Below are 20,792 nucleotides of genomic sequence, written 5' to 3' on the forward strand. Positions count from 1 at the left end.
GGGCATCATCGGGCGAAAATCCCAGCCAGGGAAGGGGGTTGCTGCTCTTGAACAGAAGTCCTTGGGATCTTGGGTGGATCTTGATGCAGGCAGTTGCGCATGCCGCGCCCAGATGTAGAACATAAGTTCAGTAAGCGACCTGCGATACCACCCGTCTGAGTGATTTCGAGCAGGAGAACTTGTCGTATGACTAAGATCGGCTTGCTCCTGGTGGAAGTCCGGATGCGGGACGAGCTTTTCACCAGCAGTACATTGAGATGCGACATGAGTGAGACGGGGTGGACGATGATGAACAGGCTCAACGGGTCGGATGTGTCCTACCTTGACTACAATGCCACCGCACCGATCCGACCCGAGGCCGCCGCAGCTGTCATTGAAGCCATGCAGTCGGTCGGAAACGCCTCAAGCGTGCATCAACCGGGACGACAGGCCGCGCATCGGATCGACCTTGCTCGTCAACAGCTAGCCGACCTGCTTAACTGCTCACCGGGCGAGATCATCTTCACGTCCGGGGCGACCGAGGCGAACAACTTGGCCCTCCGCTCCGCCTACATCCCTGGAAATCCGCTGGTGACGAGCCCGATAGAGCATCCTGCCGTCCTGGAGACAGCCCGGATGGTGACCGCCGAGCGGGCAGAGGATCTTGTGCTGCTGCCGGTCGGCTCCGACGGCCTGGTGGATCTCAACGCCTTGGAACTGGTCTTCGCGACACGAAGCGGGGGGGTCGTCTCTCTGATGGGAGCGAACAACGAGACCGGTGTCCTAACCGACCTTCGAGTCGTGGCCAAGGCGGCTCGTGAGGCCGGCGCCCTCGTTCACACGGACGCCACCCAAATCGTCGGCCGCCTGCCTGTAGACCTTGCTGAACTCGATGTGGACCTGCTGTCGCTGTCTGCCCACAAGTTCGGTGGCCCGCAAGGCGTGGGAGCGCTGTATGTGCGGCGTGGGACGCCGCTGCCGCATCGGCCACTCCTAGTGGGTGGCGGGCAAGAGCGTGGCTGGCGCGCGGGTACTTTGAACGCGGCGGGGATTATCGGTCTGGGTGCTGCTGCTGACGCTGCGCGACGCAACCTTGGCGAGGAAGCCAAGCGTATTACCACACTGCGCGACCGCCTCGAAGGCCTGCTGACCTGTGCTCTGCCTGACTGCCGTATCAATGGTCGGCGGGATCAGCGACTCCCCGGCGTGACGAGTATCACCTTCCCGGGAGTGCCAGCGGATGCCGTGCTGGCAGCCATGCCCGACGTTGCTGCTTCGGAAGGCAGCGCTTGTGCGTCCGGTGCCCCGACGCCGAGTCATGTGCTCCTGGCGATGGGACTGTCCCGGGAGGATGCAGATAGCACGATCCGCTTCTCGCTGGGCTACGCCACCACGGACGCCGAAGTTGAGCACGCGATGGAAGCCGTCGTACGGGCCGTGACTCAGGTGCGTGCCGCGCTGGCCGAAGCCGATGGCCCTCGGTGACTGTTACCTCGCTTAATACCTCGTTAGAGCAATCGCATCGAAGACGGAGAGGTTCCGGATGTCAGACAGCCGGCTTGGGGAAGCCGCCCATTTTTCCTTCGCGCGACATGAGACCTTCGCGCCCCGCTTTGGCTGGCTGCACAAGGCGTATATGCAGGTCAAAAAAGACCCGAGCGCGTTTCTCGCGGATGACGCCCCAGTGCTGTTCGGCGTGGGCAAGAACATGGTCAACGCCATGCGCTACTGGTCACGGGCCTTCAAGCTGACTCGCGAGCACTACCCGACAAGCGGGGCGCGCTCTAAGTACTCCTTCCCCACGTGGGAGGCCCGTTGGCTGCTCGACGATGACGGCGCCGACCCCTATCTGGAAGAAAATGGCAGCCTGTGGTTGCTGCACTGGTGGCTGGTCTCTTCCCGTCCCGGGGCCAAATGCTGGGCGCCGACCTGGTACACGGCCTTCCATCTCGCGCCGTTCTCCCGGTTTACGGTGGCGGACATGACGCAAGTCGTCACCCGGCACGTGAACTTCTCCTACAAGGAGAGCCCAGCCGAAACCTCGATCGGTCGCGATATTGAGTGCTTGACCAAGATGTACGCGCGCAGCGCTCCGGAGAAGGCCGGCTCCCCGGGCAGCTACGAGGATTTGTTGGCTTGCCCCTTCCGCGACCTTGACCTGCTTACCTTTGTCGGCACGCGCGGCAAGCCGGAGTGGCAGTTCACTAGCGGGGCACGAACCACGCTGCCTGCCCGGGTCCTGACCTATGCCTGCCTCGACTACGCCGCCAAGTTCTCCCGTCAGGCCAACTCGATCTCTGTTGCCCGCCTGGCCAACGAGCCGGGTTCTCCGGGGCGCGCCTTCCGCGTCAGAGAAAACGAGATCGTCATGGCGCTGCAGAAGGTCGCTGCGGACCACCCACAACTCAACCTGACCGAGGCCGTGGGACAGCGCAGCCTCACGTTCGCGGCGGACCCCTTCGTCCTGGCCTGGGAGGTGCTCGACGAGCAGTATGACTTCGTCACCCACCACCCTGATTTCCCTACCCGCGAAGAATGGGCTGCGAAGTTCCCGAAGCTCGCCGAGGCCGAGCAGAAGGAACTCAGCACCAACATCGCCGACAACGCCGAGACACTTTTTGAGGAGACCGCGTGACGACTGCAACCCCCACGCGGATCCCTGGCAGCTCCGAGACCTCCGGTCCGCAGTTCCCGGCCGGCATCGAACTCGTCGGCTCCCAGATGCGCTCAACGAATCTCGAGCGGGACGTGACGGACCCCCTGCACGACCCCTACGTTGGCGCCCGGGCGGTCGACGTTCTGGAACGCATCGCCAGCGCACTTGCCGACCAGCACAGGACCCGCGCCTGGTCGTTCACCGGCCCATACGGATCCGGCAAGTCCACCCTGTCCAACTTCATCGACGCCTTGCTCGGGCGGGACGCCAAGCGGCGCAGCGAGGCCGACCGCATTCTCCAAGAGACTAGCCCCGCCCTCGCCCACCGCCTGGCCACAGCACGCGATGCCATCGCCCCCGACGGGTTCCTCGGCGGCGTAGCCACCGCACGCCGCGAATCCCTGGTCGCCACGCTCGCCCGCGCCCTGCACACCGCAGCGGAACGACGCTGGGGTAAGCGCATCTCGAAGGCCATCGCCTCGGCCCTCGCGGCATGCGCCGACCCGGACACTGCCAGCGCCAAGGACATCCTCGACGCCGTTACCGCACTGACGGCCGACGGGCAGGAGCCCCTGCTCCTCATCATCGATGAGTTCGGTAAGACGCTGGAACACCTTGCTGGCCACAACGAGTTCGCTGACGCCCAACACGACCTGTTCCTCCTGCAGGAACTCGCCGAGAAGTCGGCCGGCCCCAATGGGCTGCCCGTCTACCTAATGACCCTGCAGCACCTGTCGTTCATGGACTACGCCTCACGGTCCAGCGAACTCAAAACCCGCGAATGGGCCAAGATCCAAGGGCGCTTCGAGGACATCACCTTCATCCCTCACTACGGCGACTCCCTGCACCTGCTCCGCCGCTACCTCGACCACTCGGCGGTCAGCCCCGCAGGACAGGTACTAATTACCGCATCGGCCCAGGCGTCCGCGGAGATTTGGACGGACCATGGTCTCGGGGTCCTGGCTGAACTCGGACCCGAACACTTCGCGGACCTCTATCCGTTGCACCCGATCACCGCCCTTGCCGCACCGATCCTCGCTGCCCAAATCGGCCAGCACGACCGCAGCGTCTCGGGCTTCCTCAACAGCGGGGAACCCAATACCGTCCGCCACTCACTGGCCCGGCACAGCCGCGAGAAGGCCGACCGCGTCAGTACGGTGCGACTGCCGCAGCTCTACGACTACTTCCTCAACTCTGGGCGCACCACCCTGCTTGCTTCCGCCAACGCGAGCCGGTGGATCGAGATCGATGCGCGCATTCGGGACGCCAACGGCCTCCCGGACGCCGATCAGGATGTTCTAAAGACCATCGGTGTCCTCAACCTGATCGACTCCGATGGCGTCCTCAGCGCGACCGCACCGATGATCCACTTCGCTCTCCACGACCCCATTGAGGTCGCCGACCCCAACGCCTTCACGGCGCTCGAAGAGCGACTCGCCGACCTCGTCCGCCGGGGTTTCGTGGTCCACCGTGAGTTCAGTGGCGAGTATCGCGTCTGGCAGGGCACGGACGTCGACATCGACGGCCGACTCAAGGAAATTATTAGCCGCTTCGATGACGCCTCGGTCATCGACCGACTCGGCAGTCTCGTCCCGCAGGCATTCGTGGCTGGTCGCCATAGCCAGGTCACCGGCATGATGCGCGTGTTCTACACCGCGGTCAGCGGTCCGGAGACCAAGACAGTTGCGGCCCCGGACAAGTTGAAGGAGCCTGCCGACGGTCTTGTCGTCTTCCATCTCGGCACCGACGCCGATCGGCCGAACGTCGACTCGCCCCTACCAGTGCTCGTTGGCACCACGCCACACCCCGACGTGGTGCTCACGACGGCAACGTACCTGGTAGCACTGAAGGAACTCTGCAATGACCAGGACCTCGACCACGTCGCCCGGCGGGAAGCCACCGAGCGGATTGTGCAGGCCGAAGCGGAACTGCGGGAGCTGATGCAGAACGCCTTCTACCCGCCGTCCTCCGAGGCGTCGTGGAGCCTGTGGCATAGCGGCATTGCCTACGGCGAAGAACCAGCCACCTCCAACCTGACGGCCCGGAGCCTCAGCGGACTTGTCTCCCTGGCCTGTGAGTCGGTGTACCCGCACACACCCCATATCCGCAACGAGATGCTCGGCCGCCACGTCTTGACCAGCCAGGCCGCCCAGGCCCGCGGCATACTGCTGACAGCCATGTTCTCCGCCTCAGGGCAGAAGAACCTCGGCTTCACGGACGGCCACTACAGGCCCGAGCGCGCCCTGTACAGCGGCGTGCTGGCCTACCTCGGCCTGCACCGCGAGAACGGCGTGGCCCAAGCCGAGAGCCAGCAGGAAAGCCTGCTCCCGTACGGCTTCTCCCCGCCTGGCGAAGGCCACGAGCACGCCCAGCCCGCCTGGAACGCGTTGAACAAGGTGTTCACCGGTGCCACCGAGCGCCTGAGCATCGAGGAGGTCATCCGGACCCTGATGAGCCCGCCCTTTGGGCTCAAGGCCGGAGTCATCCCGGTGTTCCTCGTGCCAGCCCTCGTCATCCGCCGGCACGACGTCGCCCTGTTCGAGGAAGGCACTTACCTGCCTCGGCTGACCATCGACGTAGTCGAACGCCTCGTCAAGGGCCCGGGACGCTTCTCGGTGAAGTACACGCCGGCGGGAGACGGCCAGCGCGGAAGCGTCATTAAGAAGCTGACGGTCTCCCTCGGCGTGGAAGCACCACGCTCCAAGGCTCTGCGCAACCCCGACCTGCTCGCGGTCGCCAGTGCCCTGATCATGCGGGTGGCCGACCTCAACAAGTACGCCGGCACTACCAAGAACATCTCCGCCGATGCTCGCGCCGTGCGCGCGACCATCGCGAAGGCGGTGGATCCCGACGAGCTGGTCTTCCACGCACTGCCGAAGGCTCTCGGTCTCCCCGAGATCCCGGCACACACGCGCGCCGACACGGAGGCGGCGAACACTTACGTCGAACGCCTCACCACGGCTGCGGACGAACTCGTCGCGATCGACAATCGGCTGCGCGTGGAGGTCGTCCGAGTACTGGCCAAGGAGTTCCGCCTTCCAGCCGAGCTGTCCCAGCTACGTACCCAGCTCGCGGCTCGTCTGCGAGGCTTCGCAGACGCCGTGCTGACACCGGAGCTGCGGGGCTTCGTTGACTTCGTCCTCAGTGACAGCCTCGAAGACGACGACTGGCTTGAGCCCATCGTCGTACGCCTGACCAACTCCGCCCTCGGGGACTGGGATGACCACGAAGCCAAGGTCTTCCCCCAGAAGGCCCGGGCGATGGCTGCAGCCCTCGATCGCGTCGGGCACCTGCACCATGCTGGACGCGAGATCCATGGGCGGGAAGAGAAACTCGATGCGCAGCTGTTGACCTTGACCGATAGCACCGGCGTAGAGCAACGCACCCTGATCTACGTACCCGAGCAGGCCCGTGGCGAGGCCGACGTCCTCGCCGTTGACGTTCTGAAGCAGGCCGAGAAGGTGCTCGGCCCGGATGGAGCACGCATTCTGCTCGCTGCCCTCGCCCAGCGCGTGACCGATGCCGCCACAGCGGCCAGTGAAAGGAAGGCAGAGGGATGACCGAAGGAGTCGACACCACCAAAAAGGTCCGGCATGTACTCGGTATCTCCGGCGGCAAGGACTCCTCCGCGCTCGCTGTCTATATGCGCGACCGAGTCCCGGAGATGGAGTACTTCTTCTGCGACACCGGCGCCGAGCTGCCTGAGACCTACGAGTACCTCAATCGGCTCGAGGCCGCCTTGGGCAAGTCGATCGTGAGGCTGAACGCCGACCGCGACTTCGACCACTGGATGGAGGTCTACCAGGGGACTCTGCCCAGCCCTCAGATGCGCTGGTGCACCAAGAATCTAAAGATCAAGCCTCTGGAAGACTGGGTCGGTGACGACAAGGTCATCTCCTACGTCGCCATTCGCGCCGATGAGAACCGACTCGGCTACGTCAGCACCAAACCGAACATCGAGGCTGTCTTTCCCTTTCGCGAGGACGGCATCGACAAGGACGGAGTGATGCGTATCCTCGACGCGGCTGGCATCGGTCTTCCCGACTACTACGAGTGGCGCACTCGCTCAGGCTGCTACTTCTGCTTCTTCCAACGCAAGCACGAGTGGGTTGGCCTCAAGGAGCGTCATCCCGACCTGTTCGAACGGGCCGTCGAGTACGAGGAGAAGGTCCGATACCGCCACACCGCCATGAAAGGCCGCAACTACACCTGGTCGCAGGGTGAGTCTCTTCCGGAGCTGATCACGCGTAAGGACGAGATCGAGGCCAAGCACCAGGCGGCTTTGGAGCGCGCCGCCAAGCGCATCAAGCCCAACCGGCCCCTCTTGGAAGTCCTCAGTGACGCCCTGGACTCCGATGATGACGAGGCTGGCTGCTCCGTCTGCCATCTTTGAAGGGGCTGGCGCCCGTGTCCAACTGCTCCGGACCGCGTAAAGGATGCTATGCGTGAGGCAGCCGTTGCCGTCAGTCGTTCGTGGACACCAGACATCGAACGACTGACGGCTCTTGGGTGCTGGCGTCCGACAATGGCAGATCCATTACTCGCATCGCAGGCTCGATGAGGTGTGATCGGCTCACGCGGTCATCGATCTCGGATCCCTGTCGCTATCCAAGATGTAGCAATCGATGACCACGTAGTTCCCGACCGCATCGATTCAGTGCCTCCTGCCAACCGTCTTCGGTGCCGATCAAGTGTGGTTGCTCGTAGAGACCTGCTTTGACCTCGGCGTCAGTTAGCCGCCTGTACTTAGGCGCGTCGGGGTCGTCAGCTGCGAGGAACTCGTGCTTGCGATGAAGCAGCGGCCAATTGGACGAGTTGGCGTACGACAGAAATGAAGACTTCAACGTTCTCAGGTCAACGGTGTAGGACGACAGCAAACGAGGATGTGGATCGGTGTCGAAGTCGGGATAGTCCAGCCAACTGACTCCCCGGCCTTGATGCCGGAGCTTGGCGATGGTCCAGTCAGCGGGACGGCCAGCCGCGATGCTGGCGCAGTGCTCGTATAGGCGGAGGATGACAGGCATGCGGTGGATCGCGCGTCGATGGACGTACAAGGCAGTCGGGGTGAATTTTCCGGCCACCGAGCCGGTCATGGCCCGCCGTACGTATCCGTCGTCACGAAGCTTGAGCAACAGTCGGTCGGCGCGCTGACAGGCTTCGGCGTAGGACGAGAAGAAAGCGCGTACATCGAGTTGGACTGTCAAGGGCAGGCTGCTAGAGGGGCCCCGACCATGAAACAGTTCGACGGCGAGGAAAGCAACGTATCCAGTGTGGCCCGCTTGGCTCCGGCCTCGACCTTTATCGGATCTGCCGATTGATGAACAAGGCGGTGCAGTTCACTTGGACGCAGGCTGCCGAGAAGCCCTGCCATCGCAAGGGGCATCTCTTCCAGGCGGGGAATACGCCCACGCCGCTCCAGATAGTCAACAACGGCGACGATGGCTGAGGCCGCATCCTCAGAGGAAAGCCACTCCGAGCTGGGCGCCACCCGTCGGGCCATGTAGCGCAGGCGAGCATCGTCGCTTTTGAATGCGTATACGATGCCCGGTGCGGCCGACAGGCAGCGTACGTTCGTCGTTTCCTGAACGTAGTCGCGGAGCTCGCCCGCCGCGAACAAATACTGGAAGGTGTTGCGGCTGGTGAGGATCCCGTCACCGTGCTCCTCACCCTTGATCTGGTTGCGCTCCCAACGAAGGCGCGCAGATACCACTAGTGCTGTCTTAGCCAGCTCCCACGCGCGCTTCAGGGTGAGTTGTCGCTCGGCGCGATCCTCGATCACGTTCAGGACGTAGGTGAGCAGGACGATGTCGGCCGGCTCCAAGCGCCCGTCAGGGAAGTAGACCGGGTCCCAACCGGAGACACTGAGATCTAGACCTTGCAAAGCACGTATGTCTCCACCTCGGCCACAGCCGTAGTCGAGAACTGACGTCCCTGAGACCATCTGCAAATCGATCACGGCTTGTCGGGCCGGCGCGGACATGCCGGTGCGGCCGATCGCCGTCAACTGCCTATTGCTGCGCCACCCTTGTTGTGTCATCGATGCCTCTCTTCCGCACGAGCACCGATGGGACGTACTCCAGTTCGGCCCACTCCTACGTCTGGCAGGAAGCGAGGAAACTCGCTCTCACCCCGGCGCAGGTAGCTTCTTCGTTGGCCGCTCGGCCGTACGACCTTCGGCATGCGGCGGTCTCGCTGTGGCTGAACGCGGGCGTCCCGGCTCCCGAGGTCGCCAAGCGCGCCGGCCACAGCGTTGACGTTCTGCTTCGGGTCTACGCCAAATGCATGGACGGCCAGCAAGAGCAGATAAACGGCAAGATCAACGAGGCTCTAGACACGTAGGCTTCATAGCCCGTTGGTCGCGCCTCCGGAAGATTCGGCACGAACTCGCGGCTGGGGCACGACCGACATCCTCACCTGCCAGCAGAGGCGCTCTCCCGACAGGAGGGCGCCTTCCGCATGTACGCGTCAAGAGCGGACGTTCAGTCGTCCTTGCATGGATCTCAAGCTCTCACGGGCCTGGCGAATCAAGTCGATGGCGGTTCCTTGCCGATTGTCGATCCCTATATGCGCTGTCGCTGGGCCGTTGTCCGAGTCCAAGCCGCGGGCATACGTGTCCCAGTTGGCCAGTTTCCAGGCGTCACGGGCGGCTCCGCGACGCTCGATGTGGGCCCGCATGGACTCGTTGTCGCAGCGCACCCAGAGCACCGCCACATCTATGCCTATGGCGGCGCATCGCTTGTTCAGGCCACTTGTCCACTCTGGATCGGCCAACTCGGCAACGAACGGCGCAGTCAGGATGACGGAGGTGCCGGCGCGCAGATTGTCGAACGCGGATTCCAGCAGGCACTGATACTCCAGCGGTCGCACCTCTCGCAAGTAGAGGTCGGTGTGCCGGTCGTGGGGATCCCCACCAAGTGAGGTGAGCAAGCGTTCCGCCAGGGCGCAGGTCAAGGAGTCCTTGTCGAGCAAGGCCCAGCCGGTGACGGAGGACAAGAACCGGGAGAACTCGCTCTTGCCGGATCCTGCGTAGCCAGCGACGAGGCTGAGCATCGGCTTGGAACCCCTACTGCCTTCGCCGCTACACCAGTCGCCTGCTACGTGGCTGAGCAGCAAGTCTTTGTTCGGCCTGCGAAGATCCGGCGAATACGTTGATGAGAGTTCGTTCTATGACGTCGAAGACGCTTCGCGTGGATGCATCAGCGACCAACGGCCCCAAGTTGGAATGCAGCACGTGAGAAATGTAGCCCTCCAGCGCGGCGGCAAACGAGTACATGCATGTCAGGAAGGGCGCCCCTGTTTTGCCCGAAACGCATTGTTCGCCGGCGGACGGTAGATGGGAAGAGACCCATTCTTCAGATTTGTGCGAAGTGAGCGGGTGGTGACCGCGCTGGCCTGGTGTGATCCACTCGTCCTCCACCTCGATGCTGAGCAGGGCATCGATGACTTCAAGTCCTGCATCAGCAGCTCGCCCGCATGCAGAAGAGGCGAGCGACCGCGGTCTGTGGCCCTAGATCGGGGGCAGAGGCATCTGCCCAGTCAACCCGGCTTGACGGACAAGTCGGGACGCTGAGGCATGTTCCGTCACACCTAGACTTATTACGGCCAATCGTACAACGATGGTTCAGTTCGCTAATAGGAATGTATGACGCGTTTACCCGAGACGTCCCTTGTGCTTGACTCCCGTCTTGTAGCCACACCCTCGGGGAGGGTCCATGGGGGAGTTCGTAGGGATCGATCCCCTCGGCGCAGAGAAGCTGATTCGACAGATGGAGACGGGGAAGGACGTCCTGGGCAGGGCGCGTCCAGGACTCGAATCAGCGATTGCCGAGGCCGGTCAGGACTGGGCCGGCCGCGAGGGTGTTACTGCGATGCACCGCACTTGGGCGTTCTTCCACGAGTCGCAGCAAGACCTCAAATGGCGTGTCGATACGCTCAAGCGGATGGTGCCGACGCGGCAGAAGGGGATGCTGAACGGCACCCTTATCTTCGGCTGCGAGACAGAGGCAGTACAGGCCGCCAGGAAGGACGCGGCTGCCATCAATGAGGCGCTCAAGCTTCACGACCAGAACCTGTCCGGGCAGAGCTAGAGAAGGCTCTAACGGCGCTCAAAGGCAGAGTCGACGACCCCGCATACGCAGCGGCGCTGCTGACCGCATTGGGCACCAAGACCTTCCAGAAACTGTTCCGCGACTGGATGAACAACCACGCCAAGGGCGACCGCCGAGGCATGACCCCTGACGCGCTCAAGCGAGCGGGCAACTCCTCCCCAGGTCTGCTCGCCAAGGCCTTCGCCAGCGCGGAGAGCTCCGGCAGACTCGGGAACGAGTGGCAGAAGATGGTGGAGACCGCGCCATCGGACATCTTGACGGCGCTGGTCGCGCTGGCCCCACAGTCGAATACGTTCCTCAACCGCGTGGCGACCAATCTGCTGAACAGGCCCCCGAACTCCGACGCCTTTCCCACGGACCCCAACTGGAACCTGTACGACCTAGCCAAGGCGTTCAAGGCGAATCCAGACGCGTTCCGGCGATTCCTGGCCGAGCACAAGAAAGAGGCCGGGATCCTCCTCGTCGCCTACACCATCAGATCAAGCGGCGTCCCTGCGTATGAGGAGGCGTTGGCTCAAGCGCTCGACGGCGCGTTGAAACCCGGAGCAGGGGCCGACGACGTGCAGGAGCGGGCCTGGCTCACTGTCATCAACAGCATCGGCTCCGAAAACTCCCTTTGGGTAGGCGGCACCATCGGAACCTTCCCCAACTCGCCCATCAGCCGAGTGTTGGCCAAGAATGTAGGACCCATCCTCGACAAGCTCGCGCGAGGCCAGGCGTACAAGAACGCTCGTGAGCAGTTCGAGCGCCAGAAACGCGAGGGTGTAGAGAACCCGATGATGCTGCCAAACTTGGAGCCGCGTGCTCCATGGGACAAGCTTGATCCTGCGGTGAGTGGCCGCTTCTTTGGCGCACTGATGCAAGACTCGGTTGCGGCCGACACCCTGATGAAGGAGGGGGCGGACTACATCAACAAACTGGATATGGGCCGCTTCAATCCCTTCGATAAGAACGACTAAAGGCAGTCAGCACACATAGACCTCGCTGAGCGGGCGGGGGCGCTGGCAAGTCTGCTGCTGTCTGGCTCGACATACGCTGAGTGGAGCGACGGCGAGTACGCCGAACGGATAGCCGGATTCGTCCTCATGCCTATCGACTACTTCGATGAGTACTTCCCGGTCGCTAGCAAGATCGCCAGTACCGCCAAGGCTCAAGGGCTGGACAGTTTGAAAGACCAGATGAAGGACATCATCACTGATTACTTGGATAAGAAGACTCCGGATACCGCGGAGGAGACGGCTGGGAGGCTTGTGAATCTCCAGGCTGAAGCGCTGATCCGCTCGCTCAGGGCGAACGGGCAAGGCCTGCTGACATCAAGCGAGGATTCTCTGCTGAGAGCAGCTATGGCGGGCCGGATGACGCCCGCGTTGATCGGCGCCTTGAAGATAGGGGGCGGTTGACCATGCCCACCCGGGAGCAACTGATCCGCGAAGCGGTCGAGAAGGAGATGCTCACTGCAACGTTCACTCGGTATGGCAGAGACTTGGCTGCGACGTTCGACGGCATACCGTCACGACCAGGCGACAGCGAGACTTTCTGGAAGGGGCCGGCTGCGGAGCGGTACGTCGCCGATGCCGTCCGCCTCAGACGCGAGATGAACGAGCTTGAAACTCATGCCTGACGACCGCCGAGAGCCTGCGTCGCCACGCGGATCAACTGCGCAAGGAAGCCGCGCAGGTGCCCAAGTCTGTGTGAGCGTGCTCAGCTTGCGCGAGGATAGCACTCGGTCTTGCCAATGATCATGACGTTGGGCGATGTATCCATGCGGGCGAGGATCACGAAGGTAAGTCTGGCTTCTGGGTTGACCACTACGGCAACGCTCACCTTGTCTTCCCAGAGATCGAGGTTGTCCACGACGTCTGTGGTGTAGCCCTTACTTAGGAGCTCCCCCTTCAGCAGCCCCACCAGTTGATCGCACTCTCCGCGGACGGATTCGCGAAACTTCCTTTAGCGATATAGAAACGTTGCTCCTGGTTGAGGCACGTCGAGTTCCGATCCTTGTCGGCCCGTTCCTTGGTCAGACCTGTTAGGCCTGCCTCAATGCCGGACACCATCGCGTCTCCATCGCTCACGAGCTGCCGTGTCGCCGCGGATAGGGTCGGCCGTTCGGGCTTCCGTGAACAGCCTGCAAGGACCGCGAAACAGACAAGTACCGCGGCAACCGTCCTCGAACACGCACCAAGGCGCACGTCCCGGACCTTATCCGACCATTGCGCGTTCGTACATCCAATTCGTTTCAGCTATAGCGAGTCGCGATAGATGCGATCTTTCGCTGTAGCGCCCACCAGTCGTGAGCCCTAGTAGAGGGACGGAAGCGTATGCGCCACTGCATCATTGAAGCGGTCAAGCAAAGGTTCGAGGCGCCTGCTGTGCTGCTTTGCGTCATCCAGGTTCTTGGCCCAGATCGAGTCTCCTGACACCTTCTCTAGCTCGGTGGCCAGCGAGCGGATGTCTTCGTTGAAGACCCGCGCTCGGGATGACTTCAGTAGCAGCAGGGCAGGGGACCAGCCGACTGCTGTAGGCGTCTCCCATTGCCGAGCCGGCCACTGGCCTGTCTCCTTTGAGGCGGCGATGAGTCGGTCGAGTTCGGCATATGCCGCTGTGATCAGATCGACTACCGCGGTTTGAAGGGCGAGGATGCTGTCTCGCTGGAACGCATCGCGTACTGACCGGCGCTCGCGCTCGTACTGTCGATCACCTTGGGCTGCCTCTCGCTTACCTTTCTGGCGCTCCGCGTAGATCGTCACGATCGCCGTGATGATGGAGCCCACCAGAACCCCCACTAAACCGGCAAGTGCCTCGTTCACATCGGCTCGCTTCTCTCGAATGGATCAGTAGCGGTATCTCCATAGCATGCCGAGCGGCCATCGAGGGGACCACTGTGTCTTCACTGCGGTGCCGGTGCTGGGTCTCGCACAGGTGGCCACTGCTCATCTTGCCGAAGGTGATCATCCTGCCTGGCGGAGTCTTGTGCCAGCCGGGTGTGGGACTCCAGAGGCGTAGTGACCTGGGAAAACACCGTCAAGATCATCCCGGCCATATCCCCGGATCATGGTCCTACGGCTGCATCCGGGTGCCTTCGGCGGCCTATCAAGGGTCCGGAAAACAAAACCTGCGGCTGAGAAACCGCAGGTCAGGAGGCAAAAAGCCTGGTGGAGATGAGTGCCCCCGGCAGGATTCGAACCTGCGGCACCCGCTTTAGGAGAGCGGTGCTCTATCCCCTGAGCTACGGAGGCGGATCTCCCTAAGCCTAGCGAAAGCTGAGGGCTCTCCGCACCAGCCGCGCAGTACGGCGGGCGGGAGGGAGGTCATAGCCTGCCTGAACTGCGGTAAAGCCATGACAAGGCTACTCATAGGCGTTCACCGGAGCTGGCTAACGTCACCACGGTGACCAGAGGACGGGGTAAACGGACGCGCGGGCGGGAGCGGGGGAGGCGGCCAGTCGCGTTGGGGGTGGCCTTGGTGGCGCCGGCGATTCTGGCCGGTGGGCTGATGGTGGGGGAGTTGGGGTATCGGGCCGGGCTGGAGGCCGGGGGCGCTGAGGGGCGGAGTGAGGGTTCCCGGGTGGTGCCGTTGAGGGAGGCTGAGGGGGCTCGGTGGGTGGAGGTCAGGGTGGTGGCGTTCGAGCCGACCTGGGCGCCGGCGCCGCCGCATCCGGATGTGACGTATGAAGGGGCTTTGCCGGAGCCGGTTTCGGCGGCGCCTCGGCCGGTGGTGGCGGCTGAGGTGCCGGAGGTGAGTTCGTCGGTGGTGCCCGGGGAGGTGGAGCCTCGGACGAGGGCGAGGCCGAGTCCGCGGGTTGAGAGGCGGGTGCGGCCGCGGGCGGGGTGTCCGGGGGAGTGGCGGGAGACTTGGTTGTGGGAGCTCTGTCGGGAGCATGAGCGGCAGGCGGTGGAGGAGTTGCCGCGGGCCTGAGAGGCGGACGGCGATGACACGGGTCTTGTTGGCCTGAGCTGGAGGCGGCGGTGCCCGTCTTGCTGGCGTGAGTGATGGGCGGCGATGCGGGGCTTTGCTGGCGGGAGTCGTGGGCGGCGATACGCGGGGTCTTGCTCGCGTGAGCGGAAGGCGATGCGTGGGAGGCCTGCAGGTGTGAGCGGTAGGCGGTGGAAGTGTCGCGCATGGGTGGCGGGTTCGGTGGGAGTTGTCGTGAGTCTTGAGCGGCGGCGCGGGGGAGTCGGCACACAGGGGTGCCGCAAGCGTCTCGAGGAGCTGTAACGAGCGGCGTACAACACTAGGACGCACTGCTGCGGGCTCGCCGTAGAAGGGGTTGCGCGCAGCCTGAGGGATGGGTCACCAGCGTCGTAAGAACAAAGCCTGGCAAATCACCCAAGGTCCGGATGCCTCAAGGGTGTCGAGGTTGTCGCGGATCGACCGCAAAACGGACCGGCAACCCCGGTGAATGGGACATAACGGCTCTCCGGAGTTGGGTCCGGGCACTGAGGAGCCTGTAGTAACGTGCGTGCCTGACCAGGGTAACGAGTGGGCAAACGGAGGAGCCGAGGTGCCATCTCCCCGATCAGCGGGTCTGATCGCGGTCGTCATGGCCACGAGCTTCGTCGTCGGCGCCCCGGCGGCGACCTCGGGCACAGCGGCCGTCACCCAAAAGGGAGTCACCCAAGCGGCCGTCACCCAACAGGGAGTCGCCCAAGCAGGGGTCGCCCACAAGGGAGTCGTCGCAAGGGCAGGCGCCGTTACAGGCGGAGCCGAAAAGGGATTCAAGGACCCCAAGGATCTGACAGAGCTCCGCAAGGAGGCCGAGAAGTCCGCCAAGGAGCTGGAAGCGGCCGACAAGGCCCTGGTGAAGCGCCGGACCGAGATAGCCACGGTGGAGAAGGAGCTCAAGACCCTGCTCACCGCCCTGTCCAAGGCGGAGAAGGAGCTGACCGTCCGCCGCCAGCCGGTGGCACAGATCGCCGAGACGCTGTACCAGCAGCCGATGAGCCAGGGGTTCATGTCGTTCATGTCCGGCGACGCCGGCGTGACCACGCTACGGGCGATGGCCGACGCGGGCGAGATCGTGGCGGCACGGCAGCGCGAGGTGGAGGAGACGGGCCGGCTGCACGCGGAGGCGGCAAGGCTGGCCGGCGAGGCACAGGAGCTACGGGCCACGAACCTGCTGGCCGAGGCGCAGCTCTCCGCCGAGGTGGACCTGATCAGGCAGCGCTCGGACAAGATCGTCAAGTCGCTGACCCAGGCTCTGGTGAAGCTGGGCATCAAGGTCGACAAGGTGGAGCGGGACGCGCTCGGCTGCAACCCGCTTCAGATCAGCCTGGCCGACGACTACCCCAACGGCCTCATCCCCGGCAATCTGCTGTGCCCGCTGCAGCAGCGCGGGCACCAGCTCAGGGCGGACGCGGCGATCGCCTTCGTGAGCCTCAACGAGGCCTACCGGCGGCAGTTCGGCCGGGCCATCTGCGTCACCGACGCCTACCGCAACCTGAGCGAGCAGCAGTCGATCTACTACCGCCGCCCCGGTTTCGCCGCGGTGCCCGGACGGAGCAACCACGGGCTCGGCCTGGCGGTCGACCTGTGCGGAGGGGTTGAGCGCTTCAGGAGCGCGGAGTTCAACTGGCTGGAGAAGAACGGCAAGCGCTACGGCTGGATCCATCCGGACTGGGCGTACTCCAGCCCCTTCGAGCCGTGGCACTGGGAGTACGACCCCAAGTCCGATTCGATCCTCTAGGCGGCGGCCCCGACCTCGGCGCAGCAGTGGGAGCAGCGCCGGGCCTTGATCGGGATCTCCGTCAGGCACTCGGGGCAGTCGCGCGTGGTCTTCTCCTCCAGCGCCGCCCGGCGGTCGCGGAAGATCGTGTACGGCCGGACGATCAGGAAGTAGACCACCGCGGCGACCAGCAGGAACGAGATGACCGCGTTGAGGAACAGGCCGATCTTGAACTCGCCGGCACCGATGTTGAAGGTCAGCGCCGACAGGTCCGGCTGCCCGCCGATCGCCGCGATCAGCGGGTTGAGCAGGTTGGTGACGAAGGCGTTGACCACGGAGGTGAAGGCCGCGCCGATGACCACGGCGACGGCGAGATCGATGACGTTCCCCTGCATGAGGAACTTCTTGAATCCACTCATGCGACGAATCGTAGTGGAGAGATTACCCTGAGTGATGTTTGAGAATGATCGAGAGTCGCCCGCCGGCCTGCGCGGCAGCGAGCTGAGCTGCTTGTTCGGGGGTCGTGCCAAGCACCAGTAAAGCTCCGTGCTCGGAGTTTCCGGAGGGTGTGGACAGCACGGTGACCGCGTCGGCCACCGGCAGCGCGGCGGGTGACTCGTCCCAGGAGGCGAGCACGCCGATGGTGGAGCCGGGGCGCACCAGCCGGGCGGCGTCGGGGTCGGCGATCCGCACCGGGGTGGCGACCTGCCCGGCGGGCAGCCGCGCGAGCAGGGAGTCGCCCAGCAGGCGGACGTCGGTGAAGGGCTCGCCGCGCCGCATGGGGGCCGCGAGCACCTTGCCCACCGGGTCGGCCGCGAGCGCCCCGTCGGGCACCACGGCCCGCGGCAGCCGTACGGCATGCGCGTCTCCGGCCCCGAGCACGCCGGGAGCCAGGTCGCGGGCGGCGACCAGCACCTGGACCGTCGATCCGGCCCCCGGACGGAGGGCGGTCAGCACGCAGAGCAGGGCCACCCCCGTCAGTACGGCCGCGATGAGCCGGCGGCGCCGGCCGAACCGGCGGATCCAGGCGTGCATTAGGGCAGCTCGAAGGGGAGCTTGATGCCGTCGAGGGCCGATCCGCAGGAGCAGGTGCGCTCGCGGGGCAGGGCGGTGACCGCCTCGGAGACCAAAGTGCGCATCCGGGCCACGTTGGCGGCGAAGAAGGCGAGCACCTCCTCGTGCGTCACGCCCTCGCCGGCCTCGACCCCGGCGTCGTGGTCGGTGACCAGGGACAGCGAGGTGTAGCAGAGGGCCAGCTCGCGGGCCAGGACGGCCTCGGGGAAGCCCGTCATGCCGACGATGCTCCACCCGTTGGCGGTGAACCAGCGGGACTCGGCGCGGGTGGAGAAACGCGGCCCCTCGATGACCACGAGGGTGCCGCCGTCGATGGTCTCCCAGTTGGCCGAGCGCGCGGCCGACAACGCCACCGAACGCCCGGTGGGGCAGTAGGGGTCGGCGAGCGAGACGTGCACCGCGCCGTTCAGGTCGTAGAACGTCTGGACGCGCCCGGAGGTGCGGTCCACGAACTGGTCGGGGATGACGAGCGCACCAGGACCGATCTCCGGCCGCAACGAGCCCACGGCGCTGGGCGCGAGCACCTGCGTCACGCCCAGCGCCCGCAAGGCCCACAAGTTGGCCCGATAAGGGATGCGGTGCGGCGGGAAGCGGTGATCGCGCCCGTGGCGCGGGATGAAGGCGACGGAACGGGAACCGATGCGGCCCACCGTGACGACGTCGCTGGGCGGGCCGTAAGGAGTCGAGACCTCGATCTCCTCCGCGTCGTCGAGCAGCGAGTAGAACCCCGAACCGCCGATGACGCCGATCTCAGCGCGAGTGACCATGGCGCTGAGACTAGCGGGCGCCCGTGACCGTCATCCGCTCCAGAATCGCGTTCTGTGGATAACCGGCTAGCTGGCCGCGGCGGCCGGCTTGCTGGCCTCGGAGGAGGTCGACGCGGGGGTCTTCGTCTCCGTGGCGCTCTTGCCGTTCGTGCCCGACGCGGTCGTCGACGCGGTGGAGGTCGAGGAGGACGAGCGGTTGTCGGTGCGGTAGAAGCCCGACCCCTTGAAGACGATGCCGACGGCGGAGAAAACCTTGCGGAGCTCACCCTCGCAGGAGGGGCAGACCGTCAGGGCGTCGTCGGAGAACTTCTGGACGACCTCGAGCGGCTCACCGCAGTCGTTGCAGACGTACTGATAGGTGGGCACGACGCTCCTCCCGTGGAAACTCTGGCACTCTACCAACGCGACTGCTAATCATAAACGACGCAACCGGCTGACTCATTCCATACCGCGCTCGCCGTGCCACCCGGCCAGCTTGCCGCGCCGCGAGACCGCGCGCAACCGGCGTTCGACCTGTTCACGGCAGCTCGCCGCGGTCACCACGAGGACCTGGTCGTCCACGCGCACGCGCGTGGAGTCGGTCGGCACGAACGAGCGGCCCTCCCGGACGATGAGCGTGACCTGCGCATCGGCCGGCAGCCGCAGCTCGAAGATCTCCACACCGTGGAGCTGCGAGCCGGGCGGCACCTTGATCTGGAGCAGGTCGGCGTTGAGCTCCTCCAGCGGCGCCGACTCCACCTCCAGATCCAGCGCCTCGCCGGGCCCGTCCAGGCGCAGCACGCGGGCGAGGAAGGGCAGCGTCGGCCCCTGGACCAGGGTGAACACCACGACGATCACGAAGACCTGGTCGAAGAGGTCCTCCGAACCCGGCACGCCGCTCGCCCACGGGATGGTCGCCAGGACGATCGGTACGGCTCCCCGCAATCCCGCCCAGGACAGGAAGGTCTGCTCGCGCCAGTTGATCCGGTCGAGCCGCCCGATCCTGGCTGCGAAGGCGCTGACGATCACCGACAGCGGCCGGGCGAGCAGGATGAGGACGATTCCGGCGATCAGGCCGGGGACGATCGAGGTGGCCATGTTCTTCGGGCTGGCCAGGAGGCCGAGCATGACGAAGAGCCCGATCTGTGCCAGCCAGGCCGCGCCCTCGGCGAAACCGCGGGTCGCGGCGCGGTGGGGCAGTCGTGCGTTCCCCAGGAGCACACCCGTGACATAGACCGCGAGGAACCCCGAACCGTGCAACAGTACGGCTCCGCCGTACGAGACGAAGGTCAGGGACAGGACGGCGATGGGGTAGAGGCCGGAGGCGGGCAGGGCGACGCGGCGCAGCGCGTAGACGCCCGCGGGGCCGACCACGAACGCCACGACCGCGCCGATCGCGAGCTCCATTGCCGCGTTCCAGACGAACGTCCACAGGCTGGGGACAGGCTGCGAGACGTTGCTCAGCAGCACGACCACGATGACCGTCGGCGCGTCGTTGAAGCCCGACTCCGCCTCCAGGATTCCCGACAATCGGGGCGGAAGCGGCAGGCGGCGCAGCACGGAGAAGACCGCGGCGGCGTCCGTGGAGGCCAGGACCGCGCCCAGGATCAGGGCCAGCCGCAGGTCGGTGCCGAGCAGCAGGTGGACGGCGGTGGCCACGACCAGGATGCTGACGCCCACGCCCAGCGTCGCCAGGATCAGCGCGCTGGGCACCGATGGACGGACATGTCGCCAGTTGGTGGTCAGGCCGCCTTCGGCCAGGATGACGGCGAGGGCGAACAGCCCGATGTGCTGGGCCAGCTCGGGGTCGCTGAACGGGATGCCGATCGCGGAATCGCCGAGCAGCAGGCCGAAGCCCAGGAAGAGCAGAAGGCTGGGCAGGCCGCTTCGATGCGCCACGGCGACCGACGCGATGGCGGCAATGACGACGGCAGAGCCGAGCAGAATCCAGACATCAGGCTTCATCTACGGCATAAGACTAGATCAGCGCAGCACCTTTAGCCCCGCAGGTGTGGCCGCGTAACGCACCGGCCGGTCGTGCGGCTCCGCCGGGACGCCCTCGATCAGCTCGCCGTCGTGGAGCAGGGCGACCGTGGGCACGTTCGGCCCGACCCTCGCCAGCGCGCGGTCGTAGGAGCCGCCGCCGCGGCCGAGCCGTACCCCTGTGGTCGCGTCCACGGCGAGCGCGGGGACGATCACCAGCGCGGCCGTGCGGATCGCCTCGACGCCCCTTCTGGTGTCGATCGGCTCCGGAATTCCGGACCGTCCCGGCTTGAGGGTGTCCGGGCCGTCATAGACCGCCCAGTCCAGATCATCGTCAGGGTTATGCACAGGCAAGATCACTGTCGCGCCGTGTTTCCACAGGGCGAACACCAGCCCGTGTGTCTCGGGCTCGGATCCGATAGATACATAGCAGGCCACCAGCCCGGCCATCTGCACCCACGGCTGATCCAGGAGGGTTTCCCGAATGACGACCGAGTTTGCCCGTCTTTGCTCCGGGGAGAGTGACCGCCGCCTGTCCATCAGCTTGCGACGGAGTCCTATCTTGTCCACGAAGCACCTCCACT

At 64.9% G+C, this 20,792-nt stretch carries 19 protein-coding genes, 1 tRNA gene and 1 pseudogene; 10 read left to right on the top strand and 11 right to left on the bottom strand.

The window, feature by feature from the left end; translation table 11 throughout:
- Nucleotides 1–186: 186 nt before the first annotated feature.
- Genes AB0I67_RS13810 through AB0I67_RS13825 form a run of 4 tightly spaced genes read left to right on the top strand, consistent with a single transcriptional unit; the run spans nucleotide 187 to nucleotide 7,028 of the window.
- A complete protein-coding gene (locus AB0I67_RS13810) occupies nucleotides 187–1,464 on the top strand; it encodes a cysteine desulfurase family protein (protein WP_357922679.1) in 1,278 nt (425 codons plus the stop codon).
- A 58-nt stretch (nucleotides 1,465–1,522) separates the two neighbouring features.
- Nucleotides 1,523–2,614, top strand: a complete 1,092-nt coding sequence (locus AB0I67_RS13815) for a DUF4007 family protein (protein WP_357922682.1) — start codon at nucleotides 1,523–1,525, stop codon at nucleotides 2,612–2,614.
- A complete protein-coding gene (locus AB0I67_RS13820; RefSeq protein WP_357922685.1) occupies nucleotides 2,611–6,195 on the top strand; it encodes an ATP-binding protein in 3,585 nt (1,194 codons plus the stop codon). Before AB0I67_RS13815 ends, AB0I67_RS13820 begins: the two co-directional genes overlap by 4 nt.
- The gene (locus AB0I67_RS13825; RefSeq protein WP_357922688.1) at nucleotides 6,192–7,028 is read left to right on the top strand and encodes a phosphoadenosine phosphosulfate reductase family protein; all 837 of its coding nucleotides are present in this window, start codon (nucleotides 6,192–6,194) and stop codon (nucleotides 7,026–7,028) included. Before AB0I67_RS13820 ends, AB0I67_RS13825 begins: the two co-directional genes overlap by 4 nt.
- A gap of 211 nt (nucleotides 7,029–7,239) precedes the next feature.
- Here the strand turns inward: AB0I67_RS13825 and AB0I67_RS13830 are convergent.
- Nucleotides 7,240–8,672, bottom strand: a pseudogene (locus tag AB0I67_RS13830) (DNA phosphorothioation-associated putative methyltransferase).
- A gap of 2 nt (nucleotides 8,673–8,674) precedes the next feature.
- Here AB0I67_RS13830 and AB0I67_RS13835 point away from each other — a divergent pair.
- Nucleotides 8,675–8,974, top strand: a complete 300-nt coding sequence (locus AB0I67_RS13835) for a hypothetical protein (protein ID WP_357922690.1) — start codon at nucleotides 8,675–8,677, stop codon at nucleotides 8,972–8,974.
- A gap of 126 nt (nucleotides 8,975–9,100) precedes the next feature.
- Here AB0I67_RS13835 and AB0I67_RS13840 read toward each other — a convergent pair whose 3' ends face one another.
- The gene (locus AB0I67_RS13840) at nucleotides 9,101–9,685 is read right to left on the bottom strand and encodes an AAA family ATPase (RefSeq protein ID WP_357922692.1); all 585 of its coding nucleotides are present in this window, start codon (nucleotides 9,683–9,685) and stop codon (nucleotides 9,101–9,103) included.
- Between the two features lie 662 nt (nucleotides 9,686–10,347).
- On the opposite strand from AB0I67_RS13840, the gene AB0I67_RS13845 reads away from it, so the two are divergent.
- The 4 genes from AB0I67_RS13845 to AB0I67_RS13860 all read left to right on the top strand — a co-directional run bounded on the left by AB0I67_RS13845 (nucleotide 10,348) and on the right by AB0I67_RS13860 (nucleotide 12,364).
- The gene (locus tag AB0I67_RS13845) at nucleotides 10,348–10,722 is read left to right on the top strand and encodes a hypothetical protein (protein ID WP_357922694.1); all 375 of its coding nucleotides are present in this window, start codon (nucleotides 10,348–10,350) and stop codon (nucleotides 10,720–10,722) included.
- Nucleotides 10,723–10,790: 68 nt separating this feature from the next.
- Nucleotides 10,791–11,702 carry a hypothetical protein gene (locus AB0I67_RS13850; RefSeq protein ID WP_357922697.1) on the top strand — a complete coding sequence of 304 codons (912 nt, stop codon included), beginning with the start codon at nucleotides 10,791–10,793 and terminating at the stop codon, nucleotides 11,700–11,702.
- Nucleotides 11,703–11,828: 126 nt separating this feature from the next.
- Nucleotides 11,829–12,143 (top strand): hypothetical protein, encoded by a 315-nt coding sequence (locus AB0I67_RS13855; RefSeq protein ID WP_357922700.1) that lies wholly within the window; start codon nucleotides 11,829–11,831, stop codon nucleotides 12,141–12,143.
- Nucleotides 12,144–12,145: 2 nt separating this feature from the next.
- Complete coding sequence (locus AB0I67_RS13860) at nucleotides 12,146–12,364, top strand: hypothetical protein (RefSeq protein ID WP_357922703.1); 219 nt, start codon at nucleotides 12,146–12,148, stop codon at nucleotides 12,362–12,364.
- An 80-nt stretch (nucleotides 12,365–12,444) separates the two neighbouring features.
- Here AB0I67_RS13860 and AB0I67_RS13865 read toward each other — a convergent pair whose 3' ends face one another.
- The 3 genes from AB0I67_RS13865 to AB0I67_RS13875 all read right to left on the bottom strand — a co-directional run bounded on the left by AB0I67_RS13865 (nucleotide 12,445) and on the right by AB0I67_RS13875 (nucleotide 13,979).
- Nucleotides 12,445–12,648 carry a hypothetical protein gene (locus tag AB0I67_RS13865; RefSeq protein ID WP_357922706.1) on the bottom strand — a complete coding sequence of 68 codons (204 nt, stop codon included), beginning with the start codon at nucleotides 12,646–12,648 and terminating at the stop codon, nucleotides 12,445–12,447.
- A 392-nt stretch (nucleotides 12,649–13,040) separates the two neighbouring features.
- Nucleotides 13,041–13,550, bottom strand: coding sequence for a hypothetical protein (locus tag AB0I67_RS13870; RefSeq protein ID WP_357922708.1), 510 nt, complete (start codon nucleotides 13,548–13,550; stop codon nucleotides 13,041–13,043).
- A gap of 356 nt (nucleotides 13,551–13,906) precedes the next feature.
- A tRNA-Arg gene (locus AB0I67_RS13875) sits at nucleotides 13,907–13,979 on the bottom strand.
- A 1,562-nt stretch (nucleotides 13,980–15,541) separates the two neighbouring features.
- Between AB0I67_RS13875 and AB0I67_RS13880 the strand changes: the two genes are divergently transcribed.
- On the top strand, nucleotides 15,542–16,426 hold the full coding sequence (locus AB0I67_RS13880; protein ID WP_357922711.1) for a M15 family metallopeptidase: 885 nt from the start codon (nucleotides 15,542–15,544) through the stop codon (nucleotides 16,424–16,426).
- Here the strand turns inward: AB0I67_RS13880 and mscL are convergent.
- The 6 genes from mscL to AB0I67_RS13910 form a co-directional block, all read right to left on the bottom strand.
- Entirely contained in the window at nucleotides 16,423–16,824 is a 402-nt protein-coding gene (mscL, locus tag AB0I67_RS13885) for a large conductance mechanosensitive channel protein MscL (RefSeq protein ID WP_357922714.1), read from the bottom strand. The genes AB0I67_RS13880 and mscL overlap by 4 nt on opposite strands.
- Nucleotides 16,825–16,846: 22 nt before the next feature.
- Nucleotides 16,847–17,440, bottom strand: coding sequence for an SAF domain-containing protein (locus tag AB0I67_RS13890; protein WP_357922717.1), 594 nt, complete (start codon nucleotides 17,438–17,440; stop codon nucleotides 16,847–16,849).
- The gene (locus AB0I67_RS13895) at nucleotides 17,440–18,246 is read right to left on the bottom strand and encodes an S-methyl-5'-thioadenosine phosphorylase (protein ID WP_357922720.1); all 807 of its coding nucleotides are present in this window, start codon (nucleotides 18,244–18,246) and stop codon (nucleotides 17,440–17,442) included. Before AB0I67_RS13895 ends, AB0I67_RS13890 begins: the two co-directional genes overlap by 1 nt.
- Nucleotides 18,247–18,312: 66 nt before the next feature.
- Nucleotides 18,313–18,612 carry an FmdB family zinc ribbon protein gene (locus AB0I67_RS13900; protein ID WP_357922723.1) on the bottom strand — a complete coding sequence of 100 codons (300 nt, stop codon included), beginning with the start codon at nucleotides 18,610–18,612 and terminating at the stop codon, nucleotides 18,313–18,315.
- Between the two features lie 72 nt (nucleotides 18,613–18,684).
- Nucleotides 18,685–20,190, bottom strand: coding sequence for a potassium/proton antiporter (locus AB0I67_RS13905; RefSeq protein ID WP_357922726.1), 1,506 nt, complete (start codon nucleotides 20,188–20,190; stop codon nucleotides 18,685–18,687).
- A gap of 18 nt (nucleotides 20,191–20,208) precedes the next feature.
- Nucleotides 20,209–20,778 carry a 5-formyltetrahydrofolate cyclo-ligase gene (locus AB0I67_RS13910; protein ID WP_357922729.1) on the bottom strand — a complete coding sequence of 190 codons (570 nt, stop codon included), beginning with the start codon at nucleotides 20,776–20,778 and terminating at the stop codon, nucleotides 20,209–20,211.
- Nucleotides 20,779–20,792 lie beyond the last annotated feature (14 nt).

It is taken from the genome of Nonomuraea sp. NPDC050310, assembly GCF_040655795.1.
Lineage (GTDB): Bacteria > Actinomycetota > Actinomycetes > Streptosporangiales > Streptosporangiaceae > Nonomuraea.